Source organism: Streptomyces chattanoogensis, from assembly GCF_001294335.1.
GTDB classification, from domain to species: domain Bacteria; phylum Actinomycetota; class Actinomycetes; order Streptomycetales; family Streptomycetaceae; genus Streptomyces; species Streptomyces chattanoogensis.
The window spans coordinates 297373-320362 of the sequence record NZ_LGKG01000207.1 but is presented as its reverse complement, the minus strand read 5'-3'; the positions used below and the strand labels follow the sequence as shown (position 1 = coordinate 320362).

Sequence of the window (22990 nt, the reverse complement as noted above, 5' to 3'; positions counted from 1 at the left end):
CGTTGACGCAGGCGGCGCCGCCCGGGGGCGCCGCCTGCGTCCGTGCTGCCCTAACTCCGCGCGCTTCGCGGGGGATTGGCGGCCCGTTCGGCCGGGGCGGCGTCGCGTACGCCCAGCCGCAGATGTTCCACGTGGAACAGTGCCTGGTCGAGGAGTTCGGCGACGTGGTTGTCGTACAGGGCGTAGATGATCGAGCGGCCACGGCGTTCGCCGGCGACCAGGCCGAGGTTGCGCAGCAGGCGGAGCTGGTGCGAACAGGCGGACTGTTCCATGTCCACCGCTTCCGCGAGGTCGCCGACCGCGCACGGGCCCTCCTGGAGGCGGGCCAGGATCCGTAGCCGGGAGGGTGTGGCCAGCGCCTGGAGCGTGGCGGCGACATCGGCGGTGCCCACGGCGTCGAGGCGTTCGCGAGTGGTGGCGGCGGTGCTGCTGCGCTCGACTCCATGACCCATGGAGCCCATCCTACAAGCGATATGTCAATACATGAAGAGTTGTTCATTCGTTCCTGTATGGTGACGCCATGTCTTCCACCGTCACCCGGCGGCCCGCCCCGGCGCCGACGCGTCATGAGGCCGTCGCTCCCCGGTGGCGCACCCGAGTGTCCGCGCTGCCCGAGGCCCGCTGGGCGGCCGCGTCCCTGGCCCTGTTCCTGATCGCCCTGCCGCTGCAGCTGACCGGCGCCCCCGCCGCGCTCCACGGTCCGCTGTACGCGGCCGCGTATGTCGCCGGCGGCTGGGAACCTGCCTGGTCCGGACTCCGGGCGCTGCGCCGACGGACCCTGGACGTCGACCTGTTGATGGTCGTCGCCGCGCTCGGCGCGGCCGCCGTCGGGCAGCTGACGGACGGCGCGCTGCTCATCGTCATCTTCGCGACCTCCGGGGCCCTGGAAGCGCTGGCCACCGCCCGGACCGCCGACTCGGTACGCGGCCTGCTCGACCTCGCGCCCGCCACGGCCACCCGCCTCCTCGACGACGGCGGCGAGGAGACCGTGCCGACCGGCGCCCTCGCGGTCGGCGACACCCTCCTCGTCCGCCCCGGCGAACGCATCGGCGCCGACGGCCGCGTACTGGACGGCGACAGCGAGGCCGACCAGGCCACCATCACCGGCGAACCCCTGCCGGTGGCCAAGGGACCCGGCGACGGGGTCTTCGCCGGCACCCTGAACGGCACCGGCGCGCTGCGCGTCAGGGTCGAGCGCGACGCCGCCGACTCGGTGATCGCCCGGATCGTCGCCATGGTCGAGGAGGCCTCGGAGACCAAGGCGCCGACCCAGCTCTTCATCGAGAAGGTCGAACAGCGCTATTCCGTCGGCATGGTGGCGGCCACGCTCGCCGTCTTCGCCGTACCGCTGGGCTTCGGCGCCGGGGTGACCGGCAGCCTGCTACGGGCCATGACCTTCATGATCGTCGCCTCCCCGTGCGCGGTGGTGCTGGCCACCATGCCGCCGCTGCTCTCCGCCGTCGCCAACGCCGGCCGCCACGGCGTCCTGGTGAAATCCGCCGTCGTCATGGAACGCCTCGGCGGGATCGACACCGTCGCCCTCGACAAGACCGGCACCCTCACCGAGGGGACCCCGTATCTTGCCGCCGTCCACCCGCTGCCGGACGGCGGACCGGCCGACGGCGCTCCCCTGACCGAAGACGCCCTGCTCACGGCCGCCGCCGCGGCCGAGCACCGCAGCGAACATCCCCTCGCCCGGGCCATCGTGCGCGCCGCCCGCGAGCGCGGCCTGGACCTCCCGGTGGCGGAGGACTTCACCTCCACGCCCGGCACCGGGGTGACGGCCACCGTCCAGGGGCACACCGTGACCGTCGCCGCGCCACCCCGGCCGTCACCCGGCGCACAGGGCTCTGCACCGAGTCAACTCGCTTTGCATACAAGGGAGTTGGAGGAGGGCGGCCACACCGTCGTCCATGTCCGCCGCGATGGCGTCACGGTCGGCGTCCTGGCGCTCGCCGACCGGATCCGGCCCGGCGCCGCCGCCGCGCTCGCCGCCCTCCGCACGCTCACCGGCAGCGCGCCCCTCCTCCTGACCGGCGACAACCCGCGCGCCGCCGCCCGCCTCGCCGACGAGGTCGCCCTCGCCGGGGTACGGGCCGGACTCCTGCCTCAGGACAAAGCCGCCGCCGTACGGGAGTTGGCGCACACGGGCCGCAAGGTGCTGGTCGTCGGCGACGGCGTCAACGACGCCCCGGCACTGGCCGCCGCCCACACCGGCATCGCCATGGGGCAGGCGGGCTCCGACCTGGCCCTGGAAACCGCCGACGCGGTCATCGTCCGCGACGAACTCGCCACCGTCCCCGCCGTGGTGGCTCTCTCCCGCGCCGCCCGCCGCCTCGTCGTACAGAACCTCGCCATCGCGGGCGTGTTCCTCTCCGGCCTGGTGCTCTGGGACCTGGCCGGCACCCTCCCGCTCCCGCTGGGCGTCCTCGGGCACGAAGGCTCCACCGTCATCGTGGGCCTCAACGGGCTGCGTCTGCTCCGCGAGTCCGCCTGGCGCCGCGCGTGCGCTCCTAGACCTCGGCCGCGGTCAGATCGCGCTGGATGACCCGGGCGGCCGCCTCGATGGTGGCCACGCCGTAGTCCATGGTCCGGTTTCCGTGGGAGAGGACGACCATGCCGTAGTCGTGACCGTTCCCGGTGAAGGCGCCGACGCTGTGCACCCGCCAGCCGTTGGTCTTACGGGGCAGCCAGCCGTTCTTGACGTGGACGGTGGCGGAGGCGGGCGCGCCGGCGGGGACTCCCCACTGCTGGTCGGGCTCGACGCGGTGCATCAGGTCGAGCGCGTAGGCGCGGTCGGAGGGGGTGAGCACGGTGTTCGGCGAGGTGAGCAGCCGCATCAGCGCCAGCTCGTCGTCCGCGGTGATCTGGGTGAGCCCCCACGCCCCGCCCTTGCCCGGCACGGTGTGGCGCATCTGAGCCAGGTCCAGGAACCGCTTGATCCCGGGGAGCCCGACCCGGCGCCAGAGGGCGTCGGTCGAGGCGTTGTCCGACTTGGTGATCATCGCGGTGGCCCAGCGGGCCTCCTGCGGCGTGAGGTGACGGTGCGCCTCGCCGGCCTGGCGGAGCAGCGCCCCGAGCACGGTGACCTTCACCACGCTCGCCGAGTCGAAGTGCGTGCCGCCCTGGAAACGGCAGGTGGTCTCCGTCGTCCGGTCGTAGACGGCCAGCGCCGACCGGCCCTTCCGCCCTTCGAGGGCGGCGGCGATGTCGTGGGACAGCTGGAGCGCCAGACCGGGCTTCTTCGAGGTGCACACAACGGTCGAGCCGCCCGTCGGACTGCTGGCGGTGCTCGCCATGGCCGGACCGGCCGTCTCGAGGGCCGTCAGCAGCGATCCGCCGGCCACCGCCGCAACCAGCCCGCGCCGTGCCCAGCGGGAAATGCGCGATGTGTGCATAGAGAATTCCATTCCGGCCGCCCGGTGCGGGTCGCGGCTCACTTCCGTTCATGGGCCAGGGCGACAATACGGGGCCCAGTGACGATCACCTCGAACGAGTAGGGGGAAATGTCCAAATTTGCCGGTGTAAACGAAATGTGACGTTCGCCAAATCGGGTGTCGGCTGCGGGCCGCCCGTCGCCTGACCGCCGGGTGACCCCGGCGCCCGGCAGGGGTGGTGGGGGCGCGCTTTGTGATCGTCGTGCGCCCTGTCCGGATGTCGGACCCGGCCGTCACCATGGGGGCAGCAACGCCCACAACCGGCTCGGAGGCCGCCTGATGGACGTCCACGCTCTCGACCGGCTGGACAACGACGCCTATGAACGCCTTGTTCTCGACAACGCGCACCCGCCGGCCCGCGACCGGGAAACCTGGGAATTACTTCTCAGCCGGCCCCTGATCGACCGCACCCGCGACACACTCTCGGCACTGGTGCAGCGCAATGTCTCCGCCCTGCGGAAGCGGAAGGCGGAACGCGAGGCATTCCAGACCGAATGCTTCGCCCGAGGGCCGGCCGGCAAGAAGGACTGGTTCGATACCAGAAATGAGTACGAGGAATGGCGGCACCGCGCCGCGAATTTCGCCCGTACCGTCCAGAACGCCCTCGCCGACGTCAACCGTGCCAAGCGCGACCACAACCGCTCCGCGAATCACACCGTGGCGCAGGAACACCGCGAATGCCTGCGGAGACTGGCGCTCGCGGTGCAGCGCCATCAGGCCGCACACGCCCGGTCCGGGGGCGTCGCCGAACAGCCGGACTACGAATTGTGGCGGGTGCTGGACCAGATCACGGTGCCGATGGGGCCGAGCAGCGAGCCGACGTCGCTGCGGACCATGCTGGACATCTACTGGACCGATGTGGCGTCGGTGGACACGGCCGACGAGCAACGGGCCGGCGCGGAACGGGCGATGCGGACGGCGCCGGCCGGTCAGTCCGGGCGGTTCAGCGGGGTGCCGAAGGCCCGGCATGTCGACAACGGGAAGCGGCTGGTCTAGGGCCCGGCCATGACCCATCGGACAGGCCCTAGGAGCTCGCCGGCTGCGCCGCGCGGCCGAGGGCGCGGCGCAGGCGCAGGAAGGGGCGGGGGCGGTTGAGGGCGAGGACGGCCGTGGTGCGTTCGCCGCGGGTGTAGCGGGCGAGGAAGCTGCGGTCGTCGGGGGAGCCTTCGAGGATTTCGGGGGTGTCGTCCGGCAGGCGGCGGCCGGCGAACTGGATGCGGACGCCGTATTGGTCGGACCAGAAGTAGGGCACCGCCTGCTGGGTTGCCACGGTGCGGCCGGCCAGCAGGTTCCGGACGGCGACGGCGGGCTGCTCGGTGGCGCTGGTCCAGTGTTCCGCGCGGATGCCGGCCACCCGGGCCGCATCGCCGACGGCCACGATGCGGGGGAGGGCGGTGACACAGCCTGCGTCGCACAGGACGCCGTCGGCGAGCGGGAGCCCGGAGTCCGCCAGCCAGTCGGTGCGCGGGCGCACGCCGATGCCCACGACGACCACGGAGGCGGGGAGCAGCCGGCCGTCGGTCAGCTCGACCCCGGTGACCCGGCCGTCAGGGCCCGTGCCGTGCAGCCGCGCGACGCCGGTACCGGTGAGGAGCCGGACGCCGTGGTCGCCGTGGAGCGCGGCGCACACGCCCGCCATCTCGTCGCCGAGCTGGGGGGCGAGGGGGAGCGGGGCGGCCTCGACCACGGTGACGCGGTGGCCGAGGGCCGCACAGGAGGACGCGACCTCGGCGCCGATGAAGCCGGCGCCGATCACGACGACCTCGGCCGGACCCCGGGCCAGATCGGCGCGCAGGGCCCGGGCGTCGTCCAGGGTGCGCAGCGTGTGCGTTCCGGTGGGTGACGGGCCGGGGAGACGGCGCGGGGCGGCTCCGGTGGCGATGACCACGCCGTCGGTGACGAGGGACCGCCCGCCGTCGAGGAGCACCGCACGCCCGCCGGTGTCGAGGCCGGTGGCGCGGGTGCCGAGCAGCCATGCGGCGTCGAGTCCGGCGAGCTCTTCGGCGTCGGCCAGGGCCAGCCGGTCCTCGTCTGCCCCGTCCTGGTCATCGGTGGCACCGGTGAGGAAGTCCTTGGACAGGGGCGGACGGTCGTAGGGGCGGTGCGGCTCCTCCCCGACGATGACCAGGCGGCCGTCGAACCCCTGGGAACGCAGGGCCCGCGCGGCGTACAGCCCCGCCAGCGAGGCCCCGATGACGGCGACGGACTTCATGGGGCGTCGGCCTCCTCGGCGGCGAGATCGAATGAAGCGGCGTACAGCGGGCAGCCGACCGGACACCCCTTCGGCCGGCCGCAGCGGAGCGCGGCGCTTCGGCGGGGGCGGGTGTCGTCGATGGCGCACAGCTCTCCGTCGGCGGGGACGACGGAGATCGGAGGAGCGGTATCGATGTGGCAGTGGCAGCAGACGTCCCTCACCAGGGCCCCCAGGTACGGTCCGGCCTTTTCGGCACCAACGCGTTTCGTCATGCGCACAGTGGAGCGTTATGTGCAACAGAATCCCGAGGGGGAGCCGGTGCGTCAAGCGGTCCCCGTGCCTGCGGTGAGGTCGGCCGGATGACGGACACGGCAGCGGAGGAGCGGGCGGCGGAGCGGTCGCCGAAGAGCCCGGCCAGTGCGGTGCAGTCGGTGGACCGGGCGGTCACCGTGCTGGAGATCCTCGCCCGGCACGGCGAGGCCGGGGTGACCGAGGTCGCCGATGAGCTGGGCGTCCACAAGTCGACCGCGTTCCGGCTGCTCGGCGTGCTGGAGAACCGGGGGCTGGTCGCGCAGGAGCAGGAACGCGGCAAGTACTACCTGGGTGCGGGGGTGTTGCGGCTGGCCGGCGCGGCGGCCGTACGGCTGGACATCTCGCAGGAGGGCGCGCCGGTCTGCCGGGCCCTGGCCGACGAGCTGGGCGAGACGGTCAATATCGCGGTGCTCGACGGCACCGCCGCCGTCAACATCATGCAGGCGCGCGGCCCGGCCTCGGTCACCGCCCAGAACTGGCTCGGCCGGCGCACTCCGCTGCATGCCACGTCCAGCGGCAAGGCGCTGCTCGCGTACCAGCCGGAACCGGTCCAACAGGCCGTACTGCAACGGAAACTGGCCCGGCTGACCGAGCGGACGATCACCTCGGCGGCCGCGCTGCGCCGGGAGCTGGCGGAGGTGGCCGAGCGGGGCTTCGCGGTGGCGATCGAGGAGCTGGAGCTGGGGCTGCGGGCGGTGGCCGCGCCGGTGCGGGCGCACGACGGGGCGGTCATCGGGGCGATCAGCGTGTCGGTGCCCGCGTACCGGCTCGCCGAGCAGCGGCTGGCGGAGGTGGTCAAGCGCACCGTCGCCGCGGCCGAGGAGCTCTCGCGGCGGATGGGGTACGCCTGTTGAGCGGGTGACGCGCCGGGGCGGTGGCGCGCAGGGACATGCGGGGCCGGAGCGGATGATCCGGCCCCGCATCTGCTGTTCGGGTACGCCCGTTGAAGCGGGCCGTGCGCCCGTGACCAGCCCTTTGCGAAGAGCCGGCCCGGACCTCTTGACGCTGCCGAGGCACCGCTCCCACGATGTCTCTCACTGCGCAACCAGTCGTGCATGACGCAACACCGGGCGGCAGGAGGAGGGCCATGTCCCGTACGCGCGCACAGAGTTCCCGTGTGGTGGTCATCGGTGCCGGAATCGTCGGCTGCTCCCTCGCCGACGAGCTGACCGCCCGTGGCTGGGCCGAGGTCACCGTCCTCGAACAGGGCCCGCTGCCGGCCCCCGGCGGCTCCACCTCACACGCACCCGGCCTGGTCTTCCAGACCGGCCCGTCCAAGACCATGACCGGGTTCGCGGCCTACACCGTCCGGAAGTTCCGCTCCCTCGAGACCGACGGCCTGCCCTGCTTCCTTCCCGTCGGCGGCCTCGAGATCGCCACCACCGAGGCCCGCTGGGCCGATCTGCACCGTAAGGCCGGGCTCGCCGCCTCCTGGGGCGTACGCGGGGAGCTGCTCACCCCGCACCGGTGCCGGCAGCTCTGGCCGATGCTGGACGAGACCAGGCTCCACGGCGGCTTCCACACCCCCGACGACGGCCTGGCCCGCGCCGTACCCGCCTGCCGCGCCCAGATCGCGCGGGCCGAACGCCGGGGCGCCCGCTTCCTGGAACGGCACACCGTCACCGGGATCGAGCGGGAGGGCGGGCAGGTCACCGCAGTCGTGACGGACCGGGGCACCTTCCCCGCCGACCACGTCGTCTCGGCCGCCGGCTTCTGGGGCCCGGTGATCGGTGCGATGGCCGGGGTGGACGTACCGCTGCTCCCGCTGGCCCACCAGTACGCCAGGACCGCGCCGCTGCCCGGCCTCGACGGCTCCCGCGGGGAGGCGAGCCGGCCGATCCTGCGCTTCCAGGACCGCGACCTCTACTTCCGCGAACACGCCGACCCCGCCGGGGGCCGGATCGGCATCGGCTCCTACGCCCACCGGCCGATGCCCGTCGACCCGTTCACCGTCCCCGCCTTCGACGCCGTTCCCGTCATGCCGTCCTCCCTGCCGTTCACCCCGCAGGACTTCGCGCCGAGCTGGCAGGACAGCGTCGGACTGCTTCCCGCACTGGCCGGCTCCCGGATCGAGGAGGGTTTCAACGGCGTCTTCTCCTTCACCCCCGACGGGATGCCGCTCCTCGGCGAATCCCGCCGACTGCGCGGGTTCTGGCTGGCCGAGGCGGTCTGGGTCACCCACTCCGCGGGCGCCGCCAAGGCCGTCGCCGAGTGGATGACGGACGGCCGGCCCGCCGTCGACATCCACGAATGCGATCTCAGCCGCTTCGAGGACGCCCAGCGCTCGCCCGCGTACATCGCCGACCGCGGTGCCCGGAACTTCATCGAGGTGTACGACGTCATCCATCCGCTGCAGCCCATGGACCAGCCCCGGCCGCTGCGGACCAGCCCCTTCTACCCCCGCCAGCAGGAGCTCGGCGCGTACTTCCTGGAGGGCGGCGGCTGGGAACGCCCGCACTGGTACGAGGCCAACGCCCCGCTCGCCGCGGCCGTCGAACTCCCCGAGCGCGACGCCTGGTCGGCGCGGTACTGGTCGCCGATCGCCGCCGCCGAGGCCAGGGCCACCCGCGAAGGGGTCGCCCTTTACGACATGACCCCGCTGCGCCGGCTCGAAGTCACCGGTCCGGGCGCCCTCGACTTCCTCCAGCACATGACCACCAACAACCTCCGCAAGAAACCGGGCGCGGTCACCTACACCCTGCTCCTGGACGGGACGGGCGGTATCCGCTCCGATCTGACCGTCGCCCGCCTGGCCCCCGACCGCTTCCAGATCGGCGCCAACTCCCCGGCAGATCTAGACTGGCTGCTGCGGCACGCGCCCGCCGGAGTACACCTCCGCGACATCACCCCCGGCACCTGCTGCATCGGCGTCTGGGGCCCGCTCGCCCGCGACCTCGTCCAGCCGCTGACCCGCGACGACTTCTCGCACCAGGGCTTCGGCTACTTCCGCGCGAAGGAGACCTACCTCGGGCATGTCCCCGTCACGGCCATGCGCCTGTCGTACGTCGGCGAGCTGGGCTGGGAGCTGTACACCACCGCCGACCTGGGGCTCCGGCTCTGGGACACCCTCTGGGCGGCGGGCCGGGAACACGGCGTGATCGCGGCCGGGCGCTCGGCCTTCAACTCCCTGCGCCTGGAGAAGGGTTACCGCGCCTGGGGCGCCGACATGACCGACGAGCACACCCCGTACGAGGCGGGAGTCGGCTTCGCCGTCCGCAAGGACAAGGACTTCGTGGGACGCGAAGCCCTCGAGGCACTGCCGTCCCCCTCCCGCAGGCTCACCCCCCTCCTCCTCGACGACCCCGCCGCGGTGGTCCTCGGCAAGGAGCCCGTCCATGTCGCGGGAACACCGGCCGGTTACGTGACCAGCGCCGCGTACGGTTACACGCTGGGCCGGTGCATCGCCTACGCCTGGCTGCCCCCACTCGCCACCGGCACCGGCGTGGACATCGAGTACTTCGGCGAGAAGGTCCCGGCGACCGTCGCCGACGAGCCGCTCTTCGACCCGAAGATGACCCACATCCTGAGATGACCCACATCCTGAGATGACCCACATCCTGAGATGACCCGCATTCTGACGTGCGACAGCCGCCGCTAGGAGGCCCCTGTGTCCCCCACGTACGACGTGATCGTGATCGGTCTCGGCGGTATGGGCAGCGCCGCCGCCCACCATCTCTCCGCCCGCGGCGCCCGCGTGCTCGGCCTGGAGAGGTTCGGCCCCGTGCACAACCGGGGTTCCAGCCACGGCGGTTCGCGGATCACCCGGCAGTCCTACTTCGAGGACCCGGCGTACGTACCGCTGCTGCTGCGCGCCTACGAGCTGTACGACGAGCTGGAACGGGCGACCGGCCGGGAGATCGCCACCCTGTGCGGCGGTGTGATGGTGGGCCGCCCCGATTCCCGTACCGTCGCGGGCTCGTTGCGCTCCGCCACCGAGTGGGACCTGCCGCACGAGATGCTCGACGCGGCCGACATCCGGCGCCGCTTCCCGACCCTGACGCCGGACGACGACGAGGTCGCGCTGTACGAGGACCGGGCCGGTCTGGTCCGCCCCGAGAACACCGTCGCCGCGCATCTCCAGCTGGCCACCCGGCGGGGCGCCGACCTGCACTACGACGAGCCGATGACCCGCTGGGAGCCGTACCGGGACGGCGTACGCGTCCATACGGCCGACAACACCTACACCGCGGGGCAGTTGGTGATCTGCCCGGGGGCGTGGGCGCCGGAACTGCTCACGGACCTCGGGGTGCCGTTCACCATCGAGCGGCAGATCATGTACTGGTTCCGGCCGACGGGCGGAGTCCGGCCCTTCCTTCCCGGGAACCACCCCGTCTACATCTGGGAGGACGCGGCCGGAGTCCAGGTCTACGGCTTCCCGGCCATCGACGGGCCGGAGCTGGGGGCCAAGGTCGCCTTCTTCCGCAAGGGTGTCGTCTGCACCCCGGAGACCATCGACCGTACCGTGCACGAGCACGAGGTACGGGCCATGGCGGACCATATGTCCCGCTGCATCCCCGCCCTGCCCGGCACCTTCCTCAAGGCCGCGACCTGCATGTATTCCAACACGCCCGACGAGCACTTCGTCCTCGCCCGCCACCCGGCGCACCCGGACTGCGTCACCGTGGCCTGCGGGTTCTCCGGGCACGGCTTCAAGTTCGTCCCGGTGGTCGGTGAGATCGTCGCCGATCTGGCCCTGACCGGCACCACCGGGCACCCCATCGGTCTCTTCGACCCCCACCGCCTCGCCGCCGCGCCCGCCTGAGGCGCAGGGGCCCGCCGGAGGCGAACTCGATCGAACCAGGAGTACGCACGTGACGACGACCCCGATCTCCCCGAGCCTGACCGCCACCCTCGCCGGCCGCTACTACACCGACCCCGGGATCTTCCGGCAGGAGCAGGAGAACATCTTCGAGCGGCTGTGGTGCTGCGCGGTGCGCGCCGCCGATCTGGCGAGGCCCGGTGCCTTCCGTACGGTCCGGGTCGGCCGCGAGAGCGTACTGATCACCCGCAACCGGGCCGGCGCCCTGCGCGCCTTTCTCAACGTCTGCCGGCATCGCGGCGCGCGGCTGTGCACCGAGGAGTCCGGCGAGGTCCGCCGTACCCTCCAATGCCCCTACCATGCCTGGACCTACGACCTGGACGGCCGGCTGATCGCCGCCCCCAACCTCCAGAGGATGCCCGACATCGACCGCACCGAGCGCGGTCTGGTCGCCGTCCCGCTGCGCGAATGGCTCGGCTATGCCTGGGTGTGCCTGGCCGACGAGCCGCCGTCCTTCGAGGAGACGGTGACCGGCGCCGCCGTCGAGCGGCTGGGCGACCCGGCCGCCCTCGACCGCTACCGCACCGAGGGCCTCGCCCTGGGCAGGCGCATCACCTACGACGTGCGGGCCAACTGGAAGCTCATCGTCGAGAACTTCATGGAGTGCTATCACTGCGCGACCATTCACCCCGAACTCACCGATGTCCTGCCGGAGTTCGCGGACGGCTTCGCCGCGCAGTACTACGTCGGCCACGGTGCCGAGTTCGCGCCGGAGGCCGCCGGATTCACGGTGGACGGCAGCGCGGGCTTCGGCCGGCTGCCGGGGATCGAGGACGGCCAGGACCGCCGCTACTACGCGATCACCGTCCGGCCGCAGGTCTTTGTCAACCTCGTCCCCGATCACGTCATCGTTCACCGGATGTTCCCGATGGCCGCCGACCGCACCGTCGTGGAATGCGACTGGCTGTATCTGCCGGAGGTCGTCGACTCCGGGGCGGATGTCTCCCGTTCCGTCGAACTCTTCCACCGGGTCAACACCCAGGACTTCGCCGCCTGTGAGCGCACCCAGCCCGCCATGGACTCGCGCGCCTACCGGGACGGCGGGGTGCTCGTGCCGAGCGAGCACCACCTCGGGCGCTTCCACGACTGGGTCACCGCCTGCCTGGAGGGCAAGCGATGACCCGGTCGTCGAAGCGGTGAACGGGTAGCGGCGGACGTCAGCCCTGCGCCTCCGCCGTGACCGGCTTCGGGATCAGGAACGAGGTCCCGATGGCGAGGGCCATGATGACGACGCCCGCGATCATGCCCGCCGTGTACCCGCCGTGGGACGTGGGGTCCACGGGGTCGCAGGCGGTCTTGACCGCGTACAGGAGCGCGAAGCTGAGGCCCGCGCCGAGGTTGAAGGCGCCGGCGTTCAGACCGGGCAGGAAGCCCGGGTTCTCGCCGGGGGACAGGACGATGCCGAGGCCGTTGAGGACGATGTTCGCCACGCCCGCGTAGGTGATGCCCACGAGGAGGGAGGCCGCCAGCAGCAGGATGCGCGAGTGGCTGCCGAGGGTGAGGAACATCAGGACGACGGTGGCCACCGAGCCGATGAGGCCGACGCGCAGGACGCGGCCGTAGCCGAAGGTGGCGGCGAGGCGGCCGGCGACCGGGCCCATGGCGAGGCCGGCGAGGGCGTACGGGGTCAGCGTCCACCAGGCGGACTGTTCGGCGCTCATCCCGAGACCCGCCTGGGTGTCCTGGGCGAACGCCGGGATCAGGCCGTTCATCACGGCGAACACGCCGGTCATGGTGAGCACGGTGGTCAGCAGGGTCGCCCAGGTGGCGCGCTGCTTGAGGTGGTGCGTGGCGACCAGCGGGTGGCCGCTGCGGTTCTCGGTCCGCCAGAAGGCGACGAAGGCGGCCGCGGCGACGACCACGAGGACGGCGACCAGCGACCAGTCGGCCGCGGCGAGCTTGCCGGCCTCGTTCAGCGCGATCAGCAGGGCGCCGATGGAGACGACGAGGAAGGCGACGCCGGGCCAGTCCATACGGGAGGCGGCCGGAGCCTTGGACTCGGGGGTGAAGATCGCGATCGCCGCCGTGGCCACGGCCGCGACCACCGCCATCGCCCAGAACACCGACGGGAAGCCGTGCCGGTCGGCGAGGTAGCCGCCGGCGAGCGAGTCGACACCGGCGATGCCGCCGTTGACAGCGGTGATCACGCCGAGCAGGGTGCCGTACCGCTTGGGCTCCTGGACCTCGACCCGCAGCATGATCAGACACAGCGGGACGACCGGACCGGACACTCCCTGGACGACCCGGCCGACGAAGAGCATCGGAACGCTGGTCGCCAGCGCGGCGACCACACAGCCGACGACCATCAGGGCGAGCATGCCGGCCAGCACCTTGCGGCGGCCGAGGACATCGCCCAGCCGGGGCAGGAAGAGGGAGAACAGCGCCGCCGAGGTGAAGAACGCGGTCTGGGTCAGCCCGATCTCCGCGGAACTGGCGCCGAGGGTGTCCTCGATGCTCTTCAGCGCGGGGCTGAGCATGCTCGCATTGAGCTGGAAGGCGAAGCAGGCCACCAGCAGCGCGGTGACCAGGACGGATATCCGGACGCCGGATCCCTGCGCCGCCTCGGACGGGCGGCGCTCGGTGGTCAGGGTGTTCATGCGGCCACGTCCCCGATCCGCTCGAGGGCGTCCACCACGAGGTTCCAGAACCGCTCGTGGTCGAGCTTGACCGCGACCTGCGTGGTGCAGTCGGCGGGGGCCGGCGCGCGGAAGTCCGCCACGGTCATGCCGAGCGTCAGCTCACCGCGCAGCTCGATGTTCACCGGGGCCCTGCGGACGGTCATCACCTGCGGGTCGATGACATACGCCACCGCGCACGGGTCGTGCACCGGCGGGTGCTCGAAGCCCTGGTTCTCGCGGTAGGCCTCGCGGAAGAAGTCCAGCAGCTCCAGGACGAACCGGGCGGGCTTGGTGCCGACGGCGGCGATCTTCGCCTCGACCTCGGGAGTGGCCAGCGCCTGGTGGGTGAGGTCCAGGCCGACCATGGTGACCGGCCACTTCTCGTTGAAGACGATGTGCGCGGCCTCGGGGTCGATCTTGATGTTGAACTCGGCGACCGCGCTCCAGTTGCCCTCGTGGTAGCCGCCGCCCATCAGGACGACCTCGCGCACCCGCTCCGCGATCCGCGGCTCCTTGCGCACGGCCATCGCGATGTTGGTCAGGCCCGCGGTCGGCACGATGGTGATCTCGCCGGGCTCGTGCGCCATCACGGTGTCGATGATCAGGTCGACGGCGTGCCGGCGGTCCAGCTCGATGGCGGGATCGGGCAGCTCGGGGCCGTCCAGACCGGAGTCGCCGTGGACCTCCGGCGCGGTCTCGATGTCCCGTACCAGCGGACGCGCGCAGCCGGCCGCGAACGGGACGCCGGTGATCCCGGCGATGCGGGCCACGGACAGGGCGTTGCGGGTCACCTTCTCGACCGTCGCGTTCCCGACCACGGTCGTCACCGCGACCAGCTCGACTTCGGGGTTGCCATGCGCCAGGAGCATGGCGACCGCGTCGTCATGGCCCGGGTCGCAGTCGAGGATGATCTTTCTGGCCAACGGACGAGCCCCTTTGCTCTGCTGCTCTCGGAAGGGTGGTGCGGGTGAAGTCTCTTCCGGGCGCCTCAGGAGGCTGCTACCTCGGGTACCTCGGGAAAACGTTCTCCGGGAATGTCGCTCATCGGTCTGCCCGATGTCAACGGAGTGTGAGCCATACGACCGCATACGTGCCGCACATGTGCCGCATACGTACCGATTGCATGCTCCATACTCGTCGGTAACGACACGGTGCGTGGGCGGTGATAACGTTTGCCGCCACCGTGACCGAGCGCCCTCGCGCCCGAGTGCAAAAGGGGCGCCGAGCGTGGCCGAAGTGACCTTGAAGGACGTCGCCCGGGCGTCCGGCTGCTCCATCGCCACCGTCTCCCGGGTCCTGGCCGGCACCCGCCCGGTCGGCGCCGAGACCGCCCGTACGGTGCGGGAGGCCGCCGAACGCCTCGGCTACCGCCCCAACCAGGTCGCCCGCGCCCTGCGCAGCCGCTCCACCGGCACCGTCGGCCTCGTCCTGCCGCAGATCACCAACCCCTTCTTCCCTTCCCTCGTACGGGAGTTGGAGCACGCCCTGCACGCCGGGGGCCGCGCCGTACTGCTCGCCGACTGCGACGACGACCCGCTGACCGAGGCCGCCCGGATCGGCGCCCTCCTGGACCGCCAGGTCGATGCGCTGTTCCTCATACCCGTCGACGAGCACCGCAGCCGGGACGCGGTGGCGGACGCGGCCGCCCGGGTGCCGCTGGTGCTGCTCGACCGCGGCTGCGGCCCCGGCGTCGCCGACTCGGTCGCCGTCGACAACGCCGCCGGAATGGCCCTCGTACTGGAGCATCTGGCCGCCACGGGCCGCCGCCGCCCCTGCTTCGTGGGCGCCGCCGGGACCGCGTCCGCGGCCGTCGAGCGGCGGACGGCGTACGAAGCGGGGGCCGCCGCCTTCGGCCCGGAGGCGGCCGCCCGCATCGAGCTCGGCGACTTCTCCGTGGAGTGGGGCCGCGCCGCCGTCGACCGCATCTGGCCCGCCCGGCCGGACGCCCTCGTCTGTGCCAACGACCTCATCGCCGTCGGCGCGCTCCAGCGGCTGCGCCAGCTGGGCGCGGACGTCCCCGGCGAGATCGCCGTCACCGGCTTCGACGACATCCCCCTGGCGGGCCTCGCCGACCCGGCCCTGACCACCGTCCGCCAGCCCGTCGCCGAACTGGCCGCCGAGGCCACCCGGTTGCTCACCCACCGCCCCGGCGCCCCCGGCTCCCGCCGCGCCGTACGGCTCGCCCCGCAACTGGTGATACGCGCCTCCAGCACGCCCGGCGGGCCGCTGATTCCCCGGCCGCGCTAGGCCCTGATCCGCCGGACCGGCCCTGGGCCGTCTCATTCGGATCACCGCCGAGCGGTCCGCGCACGCGGGATGCACGCAGCATTCCGTGCACGTCCTCGTAGCGGTCCACGAAGGCTCGGATCTCCCGTTCGGTGCCGAAGGTGAAGATCACCCATGGGCCGTCCACCACCACAGGGTCCCCCCCCACGACATCTCGACACCGGGATCGGCGGGCGGCGGTGGTGCCCAGTCGGGATCCCACGCGGCAATGCGCGCGAACAACCGCTTCATGGCCGGGCCGGCAAGGCCGTTGACCAGCATGCCCTTGTCGGCAGGCCGTCGGAATACGGTCCCTTCACCCCAGACGTACCACCTGTCGGGCTTGTCGTCCGGCGTCCCGTCCCGTTCCTTGTGCCGCTCTCGCACGAGTGCGCAGGCGGCACACATGAGAAGCCCCAGGCCGGCGAGGAGCCCGAAAGCCGAGATCAGGGTGCTGATGCGATGAGCCACAGGAGCATCATCAACAACAACCTCGCTCAGCAGTGGTCCGAACGAAACCGCCTGGTGCTGTGACCGGAAACGATCACCGGGGTGCGCAGGCGTGCCGGCTGTGGATGGCCGGTCTGATGGGGGCCCTGGTGATGTGCAGCGGTTGAGGTGGCGGCACAATGACGTCGTGGAGCCGACCGGCCAGATCATCGTCGCCTTGGACTGTGACAACCGGGCAACCGCTGACGACATCGTCGAGGGGCTGGGCGACGAGTGCCGTTTCTACAAGGTCGGCCTGGAACTGCTCACCGCGGTTGGCCCCGACTTCATCAAGCATCTCGTTGCGCAGGGCAAGGAGGTCTTCCTGGACCTCAAGCTCTTCGAGATCCCCCACTCGGTTGCTGGTGCGGTCCGAGCCGCAGGAGCTCTCGGTGTCTCCATGGTGACCGTGCACAGCATGGGCGGTGTGGGCATCATGACTGCCGCCGTCAATGCCGCCCGCGACTTCCCTGACCTGCGCGTGCTTGCCTTGACCGTGGTCACCAGCATGACCGACGGGGATCTTGCCGACATCGGCGTCGGTGATTCGGCGCAGGAGCAGGTGCTCCGGTTGGCTCAGTTGGCGGCCAGGGTCGGCTGCCACGGTCTGATCGCCTCACCGCAGGACGTGGCGGCCTTGCGGAGCGTGCTGGGTGCCGATGGCCTGATCGTCACGCCGGGAGTCGCACTGCCCGGTGAATCATCGGGCGAGCATGCCCGCTCCGGGACGCCGCGTGCTGCCATCGCTGCCGGGGCCTCCCATGTCGTCGTGGGCCGAACGGTCACGCGCGCCACGGACCCGGCCGCCGCATTCCGTCTCGTCCGCGCCGACCTCGGTCGGTAACGGGCACAAGCCGCAATGTGCGGGGTCAGGCCGGGATGGCCAGTGGTCGGCCGCCCCATCGGACGCCTTTCTCGCTGCGGGCGCGGGCGCGTTCGCGCCGCTGGGCAGCTGCCCCGGCGCACGATCCGCTGCAGCTTCTGCCCCTCCTGCTCTGACAGCCTCCGGGCCCTGACCGGTTGCGCCATCCCGCCTCCCCGCACCGATCGGACGTGTCGTCACATCCAACCGGCACAGGGCCGACCAGAACCCGCCCGCTGATCGTTTCCGGTCACAGCACTAGCCGCGCCGCAGCACCCCCCGGATGAACGCGGCCTGCCCCGCATGCTGCAGATCGTCCGAGATCACGCTGATCAGCCGCACCCCCAGGGTGACCGGCGGCGCCCAGCCCTGGTCGACGATCTCTTCCAGGTCCTTGACGTGCAGCCCCTTCAGGTAGTGGACCGTGTTGTCGTGCACCGCCTCGTGGTAGCCGTTCAGCAGCTGCCGGGTGATGCCCTGGACGGCCGCCACGTCATCGGAGGAGTGGCCGAAACCGGTGTCGAAGTCCGCGAAGGGCAGGCCGAACCGTTCGTACCAGCCCTGTGAGGTCCATATCTGCTCGGCGCCGGCCGCGTCGGCGATGTGGTCGTCCTGGATGCGGGTGAGATGCCAGACGAGCCAGCCGATCGAATTGGCGTCGTCGTCGAGACGGGCGGCGAGTTCGTCGGTGCCGAGTCCGGAGAGCACATCGTCGACGGTCTCCCGGATACGCCCGAAGGCATCGACGAGGAGGTCCGTGCTGGCGGTCATGACAGGTTCCTTTCTCCTGGGCCGGGCTCATCGGGTCCGGATCATCGGGCGACCTCATTGGGTCGGGTATCCGGCGACGCACGTCGGGAGGTCGAGCCACCGGGTCGTACCGGGCGCGACCGTGAACAGCCGCCCGCCGAGCCGCACATGGACCGGCCCGTTGCCGCCGTCCGGGACGGCTACCCGTACGCGCTCCGCCCGCAGCTGCAGGCCGATGTCCCAGTGCCGCCGGTAGCGGATCCGTACCGCGAACTTCGAGAGCTGCGGGAGCGGCGCCGGTGCCAGCCACAGCGCACCGTCGCGGGTCTCCAGGCCCGTCATACCGCGCTGGACGAGATCGAGGGTGCCCGCCATCGCGCCCAGGTGGATGCCCTCCGTGGTGGTGCCGCCCTGGAGGTCCGCCACATCGCCGGTCAGCGCCTCCTCGCAGTACGACCAGGCGGCGTTGTGCCGTACCCGAGACAGCACCCAGGCGTGCACCAGGGCGCTCAGCGTCGAGCCGTGGCTCGTACGGCACAGGTAGTACTCGACGGTGTGGCGCCAGATGTCGTCGTCGAGCGCATAGCCCAGCTGCCGGAAGACCTTGGTGAGTTCGCCCGGCGAGAAGAGATAGCCGAGCATCAGCACATCGGCCTGTTTGGAGGCCTGGTAGCGGTTGACGGTGTCGCCCTCCGCCTCCAGGATCCGGTCCAGCCGCCGGATGTCGCCGTACCGTCCGCGATACCCCGCCCAGTCGAGTTCCCGCAGCTCCTGGTAGCCCGCGAACTGGCTGATGACGCCCCTGTCGTACGGCACGTACAGCCGGTGCGCGATGTCCTCCCAGCGCGCCAGGTCCTCCTCGCCCAGGTGCTTGCGCTCGCACAGCTCCCGGCGGCACGCCTCGGGCAGCGTCCGGCCGAGGTCGAGTGCCCGCATCAGCACCCAGGCGGCGGTGACGTTGGTGTACGCGTTGTCGTCCAGCCCCGGTTCCGCCGCGTCCGGATAGCCGTCGTGGTACTCGTCCGGCCCGACGACCCCACGGATGCGATACCGGCCGATGGCCGGGTCCCAGGCCGCACAGTCCGCCCAGAACCGGGCGATCTGCAGCAGCATCTCCGCGCCGTGGCCGTAGAGGAATTCCGTGTCGCCGCTGGCCTGGCAGTACTGCCAGATGTTGTACGCGACCGCCGAGCCGACATGGTGCTGCAGATGCGAATGGTCCGGCAGCCAGCGCCCCGAACGCGGGTTGAGATGCATCTGCTGCGTCTCCTCGCGGCCGTCGCTGCCGCTCTGCCACGGGTACATCGCCCCCGTCCGGCCCGCCTCGCGCGCCGCCCGGCAGGCCGCGGGCAGCCGCCGGTGCCGGTAGTCGAGCAGCGCCCGGGAGACCTCCGGGAGGTGCAGATTCAGGAACGGCAGCACGAACAGCTCGTCCCAGAAGACATGTCCGCGGTACGCCTCGCCGTGCAGCCCGCGCGCCGGTACGCCCACGTCCAGCTCGGCGGTGTGCGGCGAGAGCGTCTGCAGCACATGGAAGAGATGCAGCCGCAGGATGCCGCCCGCCTCCCCGGGCACCTCCAGATCCGCCCGCTGCCACAGGTGCTCCCAGGCGGCGCGGTGCGTGGCCAGCAGCCGGGGGAACTCCGGGGCCGCGAGCGCGCCGTCCACGGCCGCCTCCAGCGGACTGCCGATCGCCGGGTCGCGTGAGGTGTACAAGGTGACCGTCTTGTCGACGACGGCGGTTCCCCCGGTCCCCAGGACGGGCAGCCGCAGCCGCTGGCCGATCGCGTGCGCCGTGTGCGCCGTCGTACGAGGGGGCACGCCGCGCCCCGAGCCCACCTGGACCCGGGCGGCCAGCGCGATCCGGACGTCCGAGTCGAGGGTGCGGCAGCTCAGCCACACCGTGTCGCCGCCCTCGCGCCCGCATTCCCAGTCGCCGAGGTGCCGGCTGGCCAGCGCCCGGTATCGCGCCACCCCGTGGTTGTGGACATCGCCGTCGATCCCCGTCGACACCTCGACCTCACCGGCCCATCCGTCGGCGGTGAACAGCGTGCGCAGCGCGGCCAGATGAGGATCTTCCATATGGACGAACCGGGTCTGCTTCACCTTCAGCCGGCGCCCGTCCCCGTCCTCGTACGTCGACCAGCGCGTCAGCGTGCCGTGCCGCAGATCCAGCGTCTGCCGGTACTCCGCGAGCTGTTCGTGGTCCGGGGACAGCCACGGACCCGGAGGCGCGCCCGAGGGACGCATGCGGTAGCGCAGCGGCAGCCAGTTCGGCAGATTGACCATGTCCTCGTTCTCGACCTGCCGGCCCGCCACGGTGGAGGTCAGCCGGTTGTAGCAGCCCGCCGCGTAGGTGCCCGGGTAGTGCGACGGGCCGGTGAGCGTCTCGGTCGCGGCGCCCCGCGTGGCGAAGTACCCGTTGCCGAGCGTGCACAGCGTCTCCCGCAGCCGCTCCGTCTTCGGGTCGTAGCCCTCGTACGACCAGGTCCAGCCCGAGTCCATCAGCCCTCCCCGCAGGTCAGCAGTTCGCCCGGGTCGGCGACGACCAGATCCGCGCCGCTGCGGCGCATCTCGGCCGCGCGAGCCGGGCTGTTCGTGCGGTCCACACCCACCACCAGTGCGAACCCGCCCCGCCGTCCGGCCTCGACGCCGGCCAGCGCGTCCTCCACCACGGCGCTGTCCCCGGCCGGCACCCCCAGCCGCCGGGCCGCCTCCAGGAAGAGCGCGGGATCCGGCTTGCCCGGAAGCCCCAGCCGATGCGCCTCGTTACCGTCCACCACGGTCTCGAGGAGCGCGCACACCCCCGTCGCCGAGAGGAGCTCGGTGGCATGCCGGGAGGCGGATACGGCGGCACACGGCACCCGCTCGCGCCGCAGCACTTCCAGCAGCCGCACCGTGCCCGGCCAGGCGGTCACCCCGCCCCGGCGCAGACCGGCCGTGAACAGCTCGTCCTTGCGGGCCGCGACCGCCCGAACGGTGCCCGTACCCGGTGCGTCGTCCGGCTCCCCGAGCGGCAGCCGCACACCCCGGGAGGCGAGGAACGCGGCCGCCCCGTCCTGCCGGGAGCGTCCGTCGACGTACCGGAGGTACTCCGCCTGCGGGTCGAACGGCCGCTGACCGCCGACGGCCGCCAGAGCGGCGTCGAAGGCGCCCTTCCAGGCCGCCGCGTGCTCCCGGGCGGAGTCGGTGATCACCCCGTCGGTGTCGAAGACCACGGCCCGCAGCGAACGCAGGCACGCGGCCGGGGACGGCGCGCCGCTCATGATGACGAACCCCCTCGTCAGAGCCTCCTTGCCGGGTCTCCTCGCCGGGCTTTCCCTCCATGGCACCACGACTTCCGGCAGGGGGCGCGCCAGCGCGGGGAGGCACGGGCGGGCGGCCGGGGCGCCGGGCCGGTCCGGGCGCGACCTCCCCGCGCCGTTCCCCGGCCCGCATCATGAGAAGGTGATTCCATATGGCGAAACGCCGGTAGGTGACGGAACGTCAGGGGACGCCAGGGGCAAGGAAAGGCCGGGCAGATGCACTGTGAGGGCAGGAGCTCAGAGGGCGGGAACGCCGCGGATTCGGAACCGGTCGGTGCCCGGCACATCGGAGAGCTGGCCGCTGCGGGCGCGTGCTGCCGGGCGCTGGCGGCCACGCCGGGGCGGCTGCTGAGGCCCCGGCGGCCGGACCGCCGGCTGCTGTCGCGGCTGGTCGATGCGGGGGCGCCGCGGGCGAGCCGGACGGTCGGACTCACGGCCCTGATCCAGGGCACCCAGCGGGCGCCACGCGCCGTGGTGGCCGAAGGAGTGTGGCGGCCCGTCACGGTCGATCTCGGCATGACGACCTTTCTCGTGGAGCACCCCCGGGCCAGGATCCTGGTCGACCCGGCGATGTGCGCGAACGTCCACGACCGCGTACTGCGGGACATGCCCACCGCACTGCGCCTGCTGGTCACCCCCGACCGGCCGGTCTCCGGTATGCCCGACGCGCTGGAAGCCGTGGGTCTGACACCGGCCGATATCGACATGGTGCTGCCCACCCACCTCCATTGGGACCATGTCTCGGGGCTGCTCGACCTCCCCTCCTCCCTCCCCGTCACCACCAGCCGGGCCGAACGGGACTTCGCCCTCGCGGACGTCACTCCGCTCGGCGTGGTCACCGGCCCCCTCGGCGGCCGCCCCTTCGCCTTCCGGGAACTCGACGACCGCCCGGTACTCACCTTCGCCCGGAGCCACGACCTCTTCGGCGACGGCTCCGTCGTCCTGGTGGCGCTTCCCGGCCACACTCCCGGCAGCGTCGGCGTGCTCCTGGCCCTCGACGGCGGCCGCTCGGTGCTGCTCGCCGGCGACGCCGCCTGGCACACCGCCCAGATCACCCACCTGAGGGAGAAGGCCCCCCTCCCCGGCCGGCTCGTCGACGCCGACCGTGATGCCGCCTTCGCCACCCTCCACCGTCTGCACGCCCTCCCCGGCAGCGTGACCGTGGTTCCCGCCCACGACCGCGATGCCGCCGCGCAGTTCCTCCGCCGGCCGGGCGCTTGATCCCTGCCGTGCGGGTGCGGCGGGGGCCGGCACCGGAGAGAGTGAAAGGTGGCGCAACGGCGAAAGGGGACGGCCATGGGCGGCAAGCAGGGCCTGGCCGCATACCGCCGCAAGCGGCGCTTCGACCGTACGCAAGAGCCGCGCGGCGAGGGCGCGCCGGCCGGTGAGGAGCCGTGCTTCGTCGTGCAGATCCATGACGCGTCGACGCTGCACTTCGACTTCCGGCTGGAGGTCGACGGCGTACTGAAGTCCTGGTCCGTTCCCAAGGGCCCGTCCGCCGACCCGCACGACAAACGGCTCGCCCTGCCCACCGAGGACCATCCGCTGGAATACCGGGAGTTCGAAGGCGTCATCGCGGCGGGGGAGTACGGCGCGGGCACCGTGATCGTCTGGGACCGGGGCACCTACCGCCCCCTCCCGCCCAAGGGCAAGCGCCGGCCCGCCACGTTCGGGGAGGCCCTGGAGCACGGCCACGCCGCCTTCTGGCTCGACGGCGGCAAGCTGCACGGCGGCTATGCGCTCACCCGCTTCCGTACCGGTGAGGAACCGGGCGAGCGGGAGTCCTGGCTGCTGGTGAAGGAGAACGACACCCGCGCGTCCGGGCACGGGACGCCCGATCCGGTCCGCGCCCGGTCGGTGCTCAGCGGCCGAACCCTCAAGCAGGTGGCGGCCGAGGACGGGCCCGGGGAGTGAGACCCGGGGGAGCCGGACCCCGGAG

At 72.1% G+C, this 22990-nt stretch carries 20 protein-coding genes; 10 read left to right on the top strand and 10 right to left on the bottom strand.

The features are described 5' to 3' along the window. Window positions 1-50 precede the first annotated feature (50 nt). The gene (locus tag ADL29_RS39905) at window positions 51-452 is read right to left on the bottom strand and encodes an ArsR/SmtB family transcription factor (RefSeq protein ID WP_053928398.1); all 402 of its coding nucleotides are present in this window, start codon (window positions 450-452) and stop codon (window positions 51-53) included. Between the two features lie 68 nt (window positions 453-520). On the opposite strand from ADL29_RS39905, the gene ADL29_RS39900 reads away from it, so the two are divergent. Further along, window positions 521-2548: a heavy metal translocating P-type ATPase gene (locus ADL29_RS39900; protein WP_053928356.1), complete on the top strand. Its 2028-nt coding sequence runs from the start codon at window positions 521-523 to the stop codon at window positions 2546-2548. On the opposite strand, the gene ADL29_RS39895 is transcribed toward ADL29_RS39900, so the two are convergent. Beyond that, window positions 2514-3398 carry a serine hydrolase gene (locus ADL29_RS39895; RefSeq protein ID WP_053928355.1) on the bottom strand — a complete coding sequence of 295 codons (885 nt, stop codon included), beginning with the start codon at window positions 3396-3398 and terminating at the stop codon, window positions 2514-2516. The two genes, ADL29_RS39900 and ADL29_RS39895, sit on opposite strands and share 35 nt — an antisense overlap. A 318-nt stretch (window positions 3399-3716) precedes the next feature. On the opposite strand from ADL29_RS39895, the gene ADL29_RS39890 reads away from it, so the two are divergent. Beyond that, window positions 3717-4433 carry a hypothetical protein gene (locus ADL29_RS39890; protein WP_053928354.1) on the top strand — a complete coding sequence of 239 codons (717 nt, stop codon included), beginning with the start codon at window positions 3717-3719 and terminating at the stop codon, window positions 4431-4433. 28 nt (window positions 4434-4461) lie between these two features. Here ADL29_RS39890 and ADL29_RS39885 read toward each other — a convergent pair whose 3' ends face one another. Both ADL29_RS39885 and ADL29_RS39880 read right to left on the bottom strand, forming a co-directional pair. Then, on the bottom strand, window positions 4462-5649 hold the full coding sequence (locus ADL29_RS39885) for an NAD(P)/FAD-dependent oxidoreductase (RefSeq protein WP_053928353.1): 1188 nt from the start codon (window positions 5647-5649) through the stop codon (window positions 4462-4464). Further along, window positions 5646-5903: a Rieske (2Fe-2S) protein gene (locus ADL29_RS39880; RefSeq protein ID WP_053928352.1), complete on the bottom strand. Its 258-nt coding sequence runs from the start codon at window positions 5901-5903 to the stop codon at window positions 5646-5648. The genes ADL29_RS39885 and ADL29_RS39880 overlap by 4 nt, the downstream gene beginning before the upstream one ends. A gap of 87 nt (window positions 5904-5990) precedes the next feature. On the opposite strand from ADL29_RS39880, the gene ADL29_RS39875 reads away from it, so the two are divergent. The 4 genes from ADL29_RS39875 (at window position 5991) to ADL29_RS39860 (ending at window position 11882) form a co-directional block, all read left to right on the top strand. Beyond that, window positions 5991-6797 carry an IclR family transcriptional regulator gene (locus tag ADL29_RS39875; protein ID WP_211274479.1) on the top strand — a complete coding sequence of 269 codons (807 nt, stop codon included), beginning with the start codon at window positions 5991-5993 and terminating at the stop codon, window positions 6795-6797. Between the two features lie 233 nt (window positions 6798-7030). Then, window positions 7031-9475, top strand: a complete 2445-nt coding sequence (locus ADL29_RS39870; RefSeq protein ID WP_053928351.1) for a GcvT family protein — start codon at window positions 7031-7033, stop codon at window positions 9473-9475. A gap of 75 nt (window positions 9476-9550) precedes the next feature. Next, window positions 9551-10705 carry an N-methyl-L-tryptophan oxidase gene (solA, locus tag ADL29_RS39865; protein ID WP_053928350.1) on the top strand — a complete coding sequence of 385 codons (1155 nt, stop codon included), beginning with the start codon at window positions 9551-9553 and terminating at the stop codon, window positions 10703-10705. A gap of 49 nt (window positions 10706-10754) precedes the next feature. Continuing rightward, complete coding sequence (locus tag ADL29_RS39860; RefSeq protein ID WP_053928349.1) at window positions 10755-11882, top strand: aromatic ring-hydroxylating oxygenase subunit alpha; 1128 nt, start codon at window positions 10755-10757, stop codon at window positions 11880-11882. Window positions 11883-11919: 37 nt separating this feature from the next. On the opposite strand, the gene uriT is transcribed toward ADL29_RS39860, so the two are convergent. Both uriT and uriH read right to left on the bottom strand, forming a co-directional pair. Beyond that, a complete protein-coding gene (gene uriT, locus ADL29_RS39855) occupies window positions 11920-13359 on the bottom strand; it encodes a uridine transporter UriT (RefSeq protein ID WP_053928348.1) in 1440 nt (479 codons plus the stop codon). Next, entirely contained in the window at window positions 13356-14303 is a 948-nt protein-coding gene (gene uriH / locus ADL29_RS39850; RefSeq protein WP_053928347.1) for a uridine-preferring nucleoside hydrolase UriH, read from the bottom strand. The genes uriT and uriH overlap by 4 nt, the downstream gene beginning before the upstream one ends. 304 nt (window positions 14304-14607) lie before the next feature. On the opposite strand from uriH, the gene ADL29_RS39845 reads away from it, so the two are divergent. Next, window positions 14608-15627 (top strand): LacI family DNA-binding transcriptional regulator, encoded by a 1020-nt coding sequence (locus ADL29_RS39845; protein ID WP_053928346.1) that lies wholly within the window; start codon window positions 14608-14610, stop codon window positions 15625-15627. A 147-nt stretch (window positions 15628-15774) separates the two neighbouring features. Here ADL29_RS39845 and ADL29_RS39840 read toward each other — a convergent pair whose 3' ends face one another. Then, window positions 15775-16116: a hypothetical protein gene (locus tag ADL29_RS39840; RefSeq protein WP_053928345.1), complete on the bottom strand. Its 342-nt coding sequence runs from the start codon at window positions 16114-16116 to the stop codon at window positions 15775-15777. Window positions 16117-16282: 166 nt separating this feature from the next. Here ADL29_RS39840 and pyrF point away from each other — a divergent pair, with 166 nt between their 5' ends. Next, on the top strand, window positions 16283-16978 hold the full coding sequence (gene pyrF / locus ADL29_RS39835; protein ID WP_053928344.1) for an orotidine-5'-phosphate decarboxylase: 696 nt from the start codon (window positions 16283-16285) through the stop codon (window positions 16976-16978). A 276-nt stretch (window positions 16979-17254) separates the two neighbouring features. On the opposite strand, the gene ADL29_RS39830 is transcribed toward pyrF, so the two are convergent. From ADL29_RS39830 to ADL29_RS39820, 3 genes are read right to left on the bottom strand one after another with little or no spacing between them, the layout of a single operon-like run. Further along, entirely contained in the window at window positions 17255-17767 is a 513-nt protein-coding gene (locus ADL29_RS39830) for a mycothiol transferase (protein ID WP_053928343.1), read from the bottom strand. Window positions 17768-17821: 54 nt separating this feature from the next. Next, window positions 17822-20251 (bottom strand): glycoside hydrolase family 65 protein, encoded by a 2430-nt coding sequence (locus ADL29_RS39825; RefSeq protein WP_053928342.1) that lies wholly within the window; start codon window positions 20249-20251, stop codon window positions 17822-17824. Next, complete coding sequence (locus ADL29_RS39820; RefSeq protein WP_053928341.1) at window positions 20251-21012, bottom strand: HAD family hydrolase; 762 nt, start codon at window positions 21010-21012, stop codon at window positions 20251-20253. The genes ADL29_RS39825 and ADL29_RS39820 overlap by 1 nt, the downstream gene beginning before the upstream one ends. A gap of 255 nt (window positions 21013-21267) precedes the next feature. Here ADL29_RS39820 and ADL29_RS39815 point away from each other — a divergent pair, with 255 nt between their 5' ends. Both ADL29_RS39815 and ADL29_RS39810 read left to right on the top strand, forming a co-directional pair. Then, window positions 21268-22272, top strand: a complete 1005-nt coding sequence (locus ADL29_RS39815) for an MBL fold metallo-hydrolase (protein WP_078971632.1) — start codon at window positions 21268-21270, stop codon at window positions 22270-22272. Window positions 22273-22347: 75 nt separating this feature from the next. Further along, window positions 22348-22965: a DNA polymerase ligase N-terminal domain-containing protein gene (locus ADL29_RS39810; RefSeq protein ID WP_053928340.1), complete on the top strand. Its 618-nt coding sequence runs from the start codon at window positions 22348-22350 to the stop codon at window positions 22963-22965. Window positions 22966-22990 lie beyond the last annotated feature (25 nt).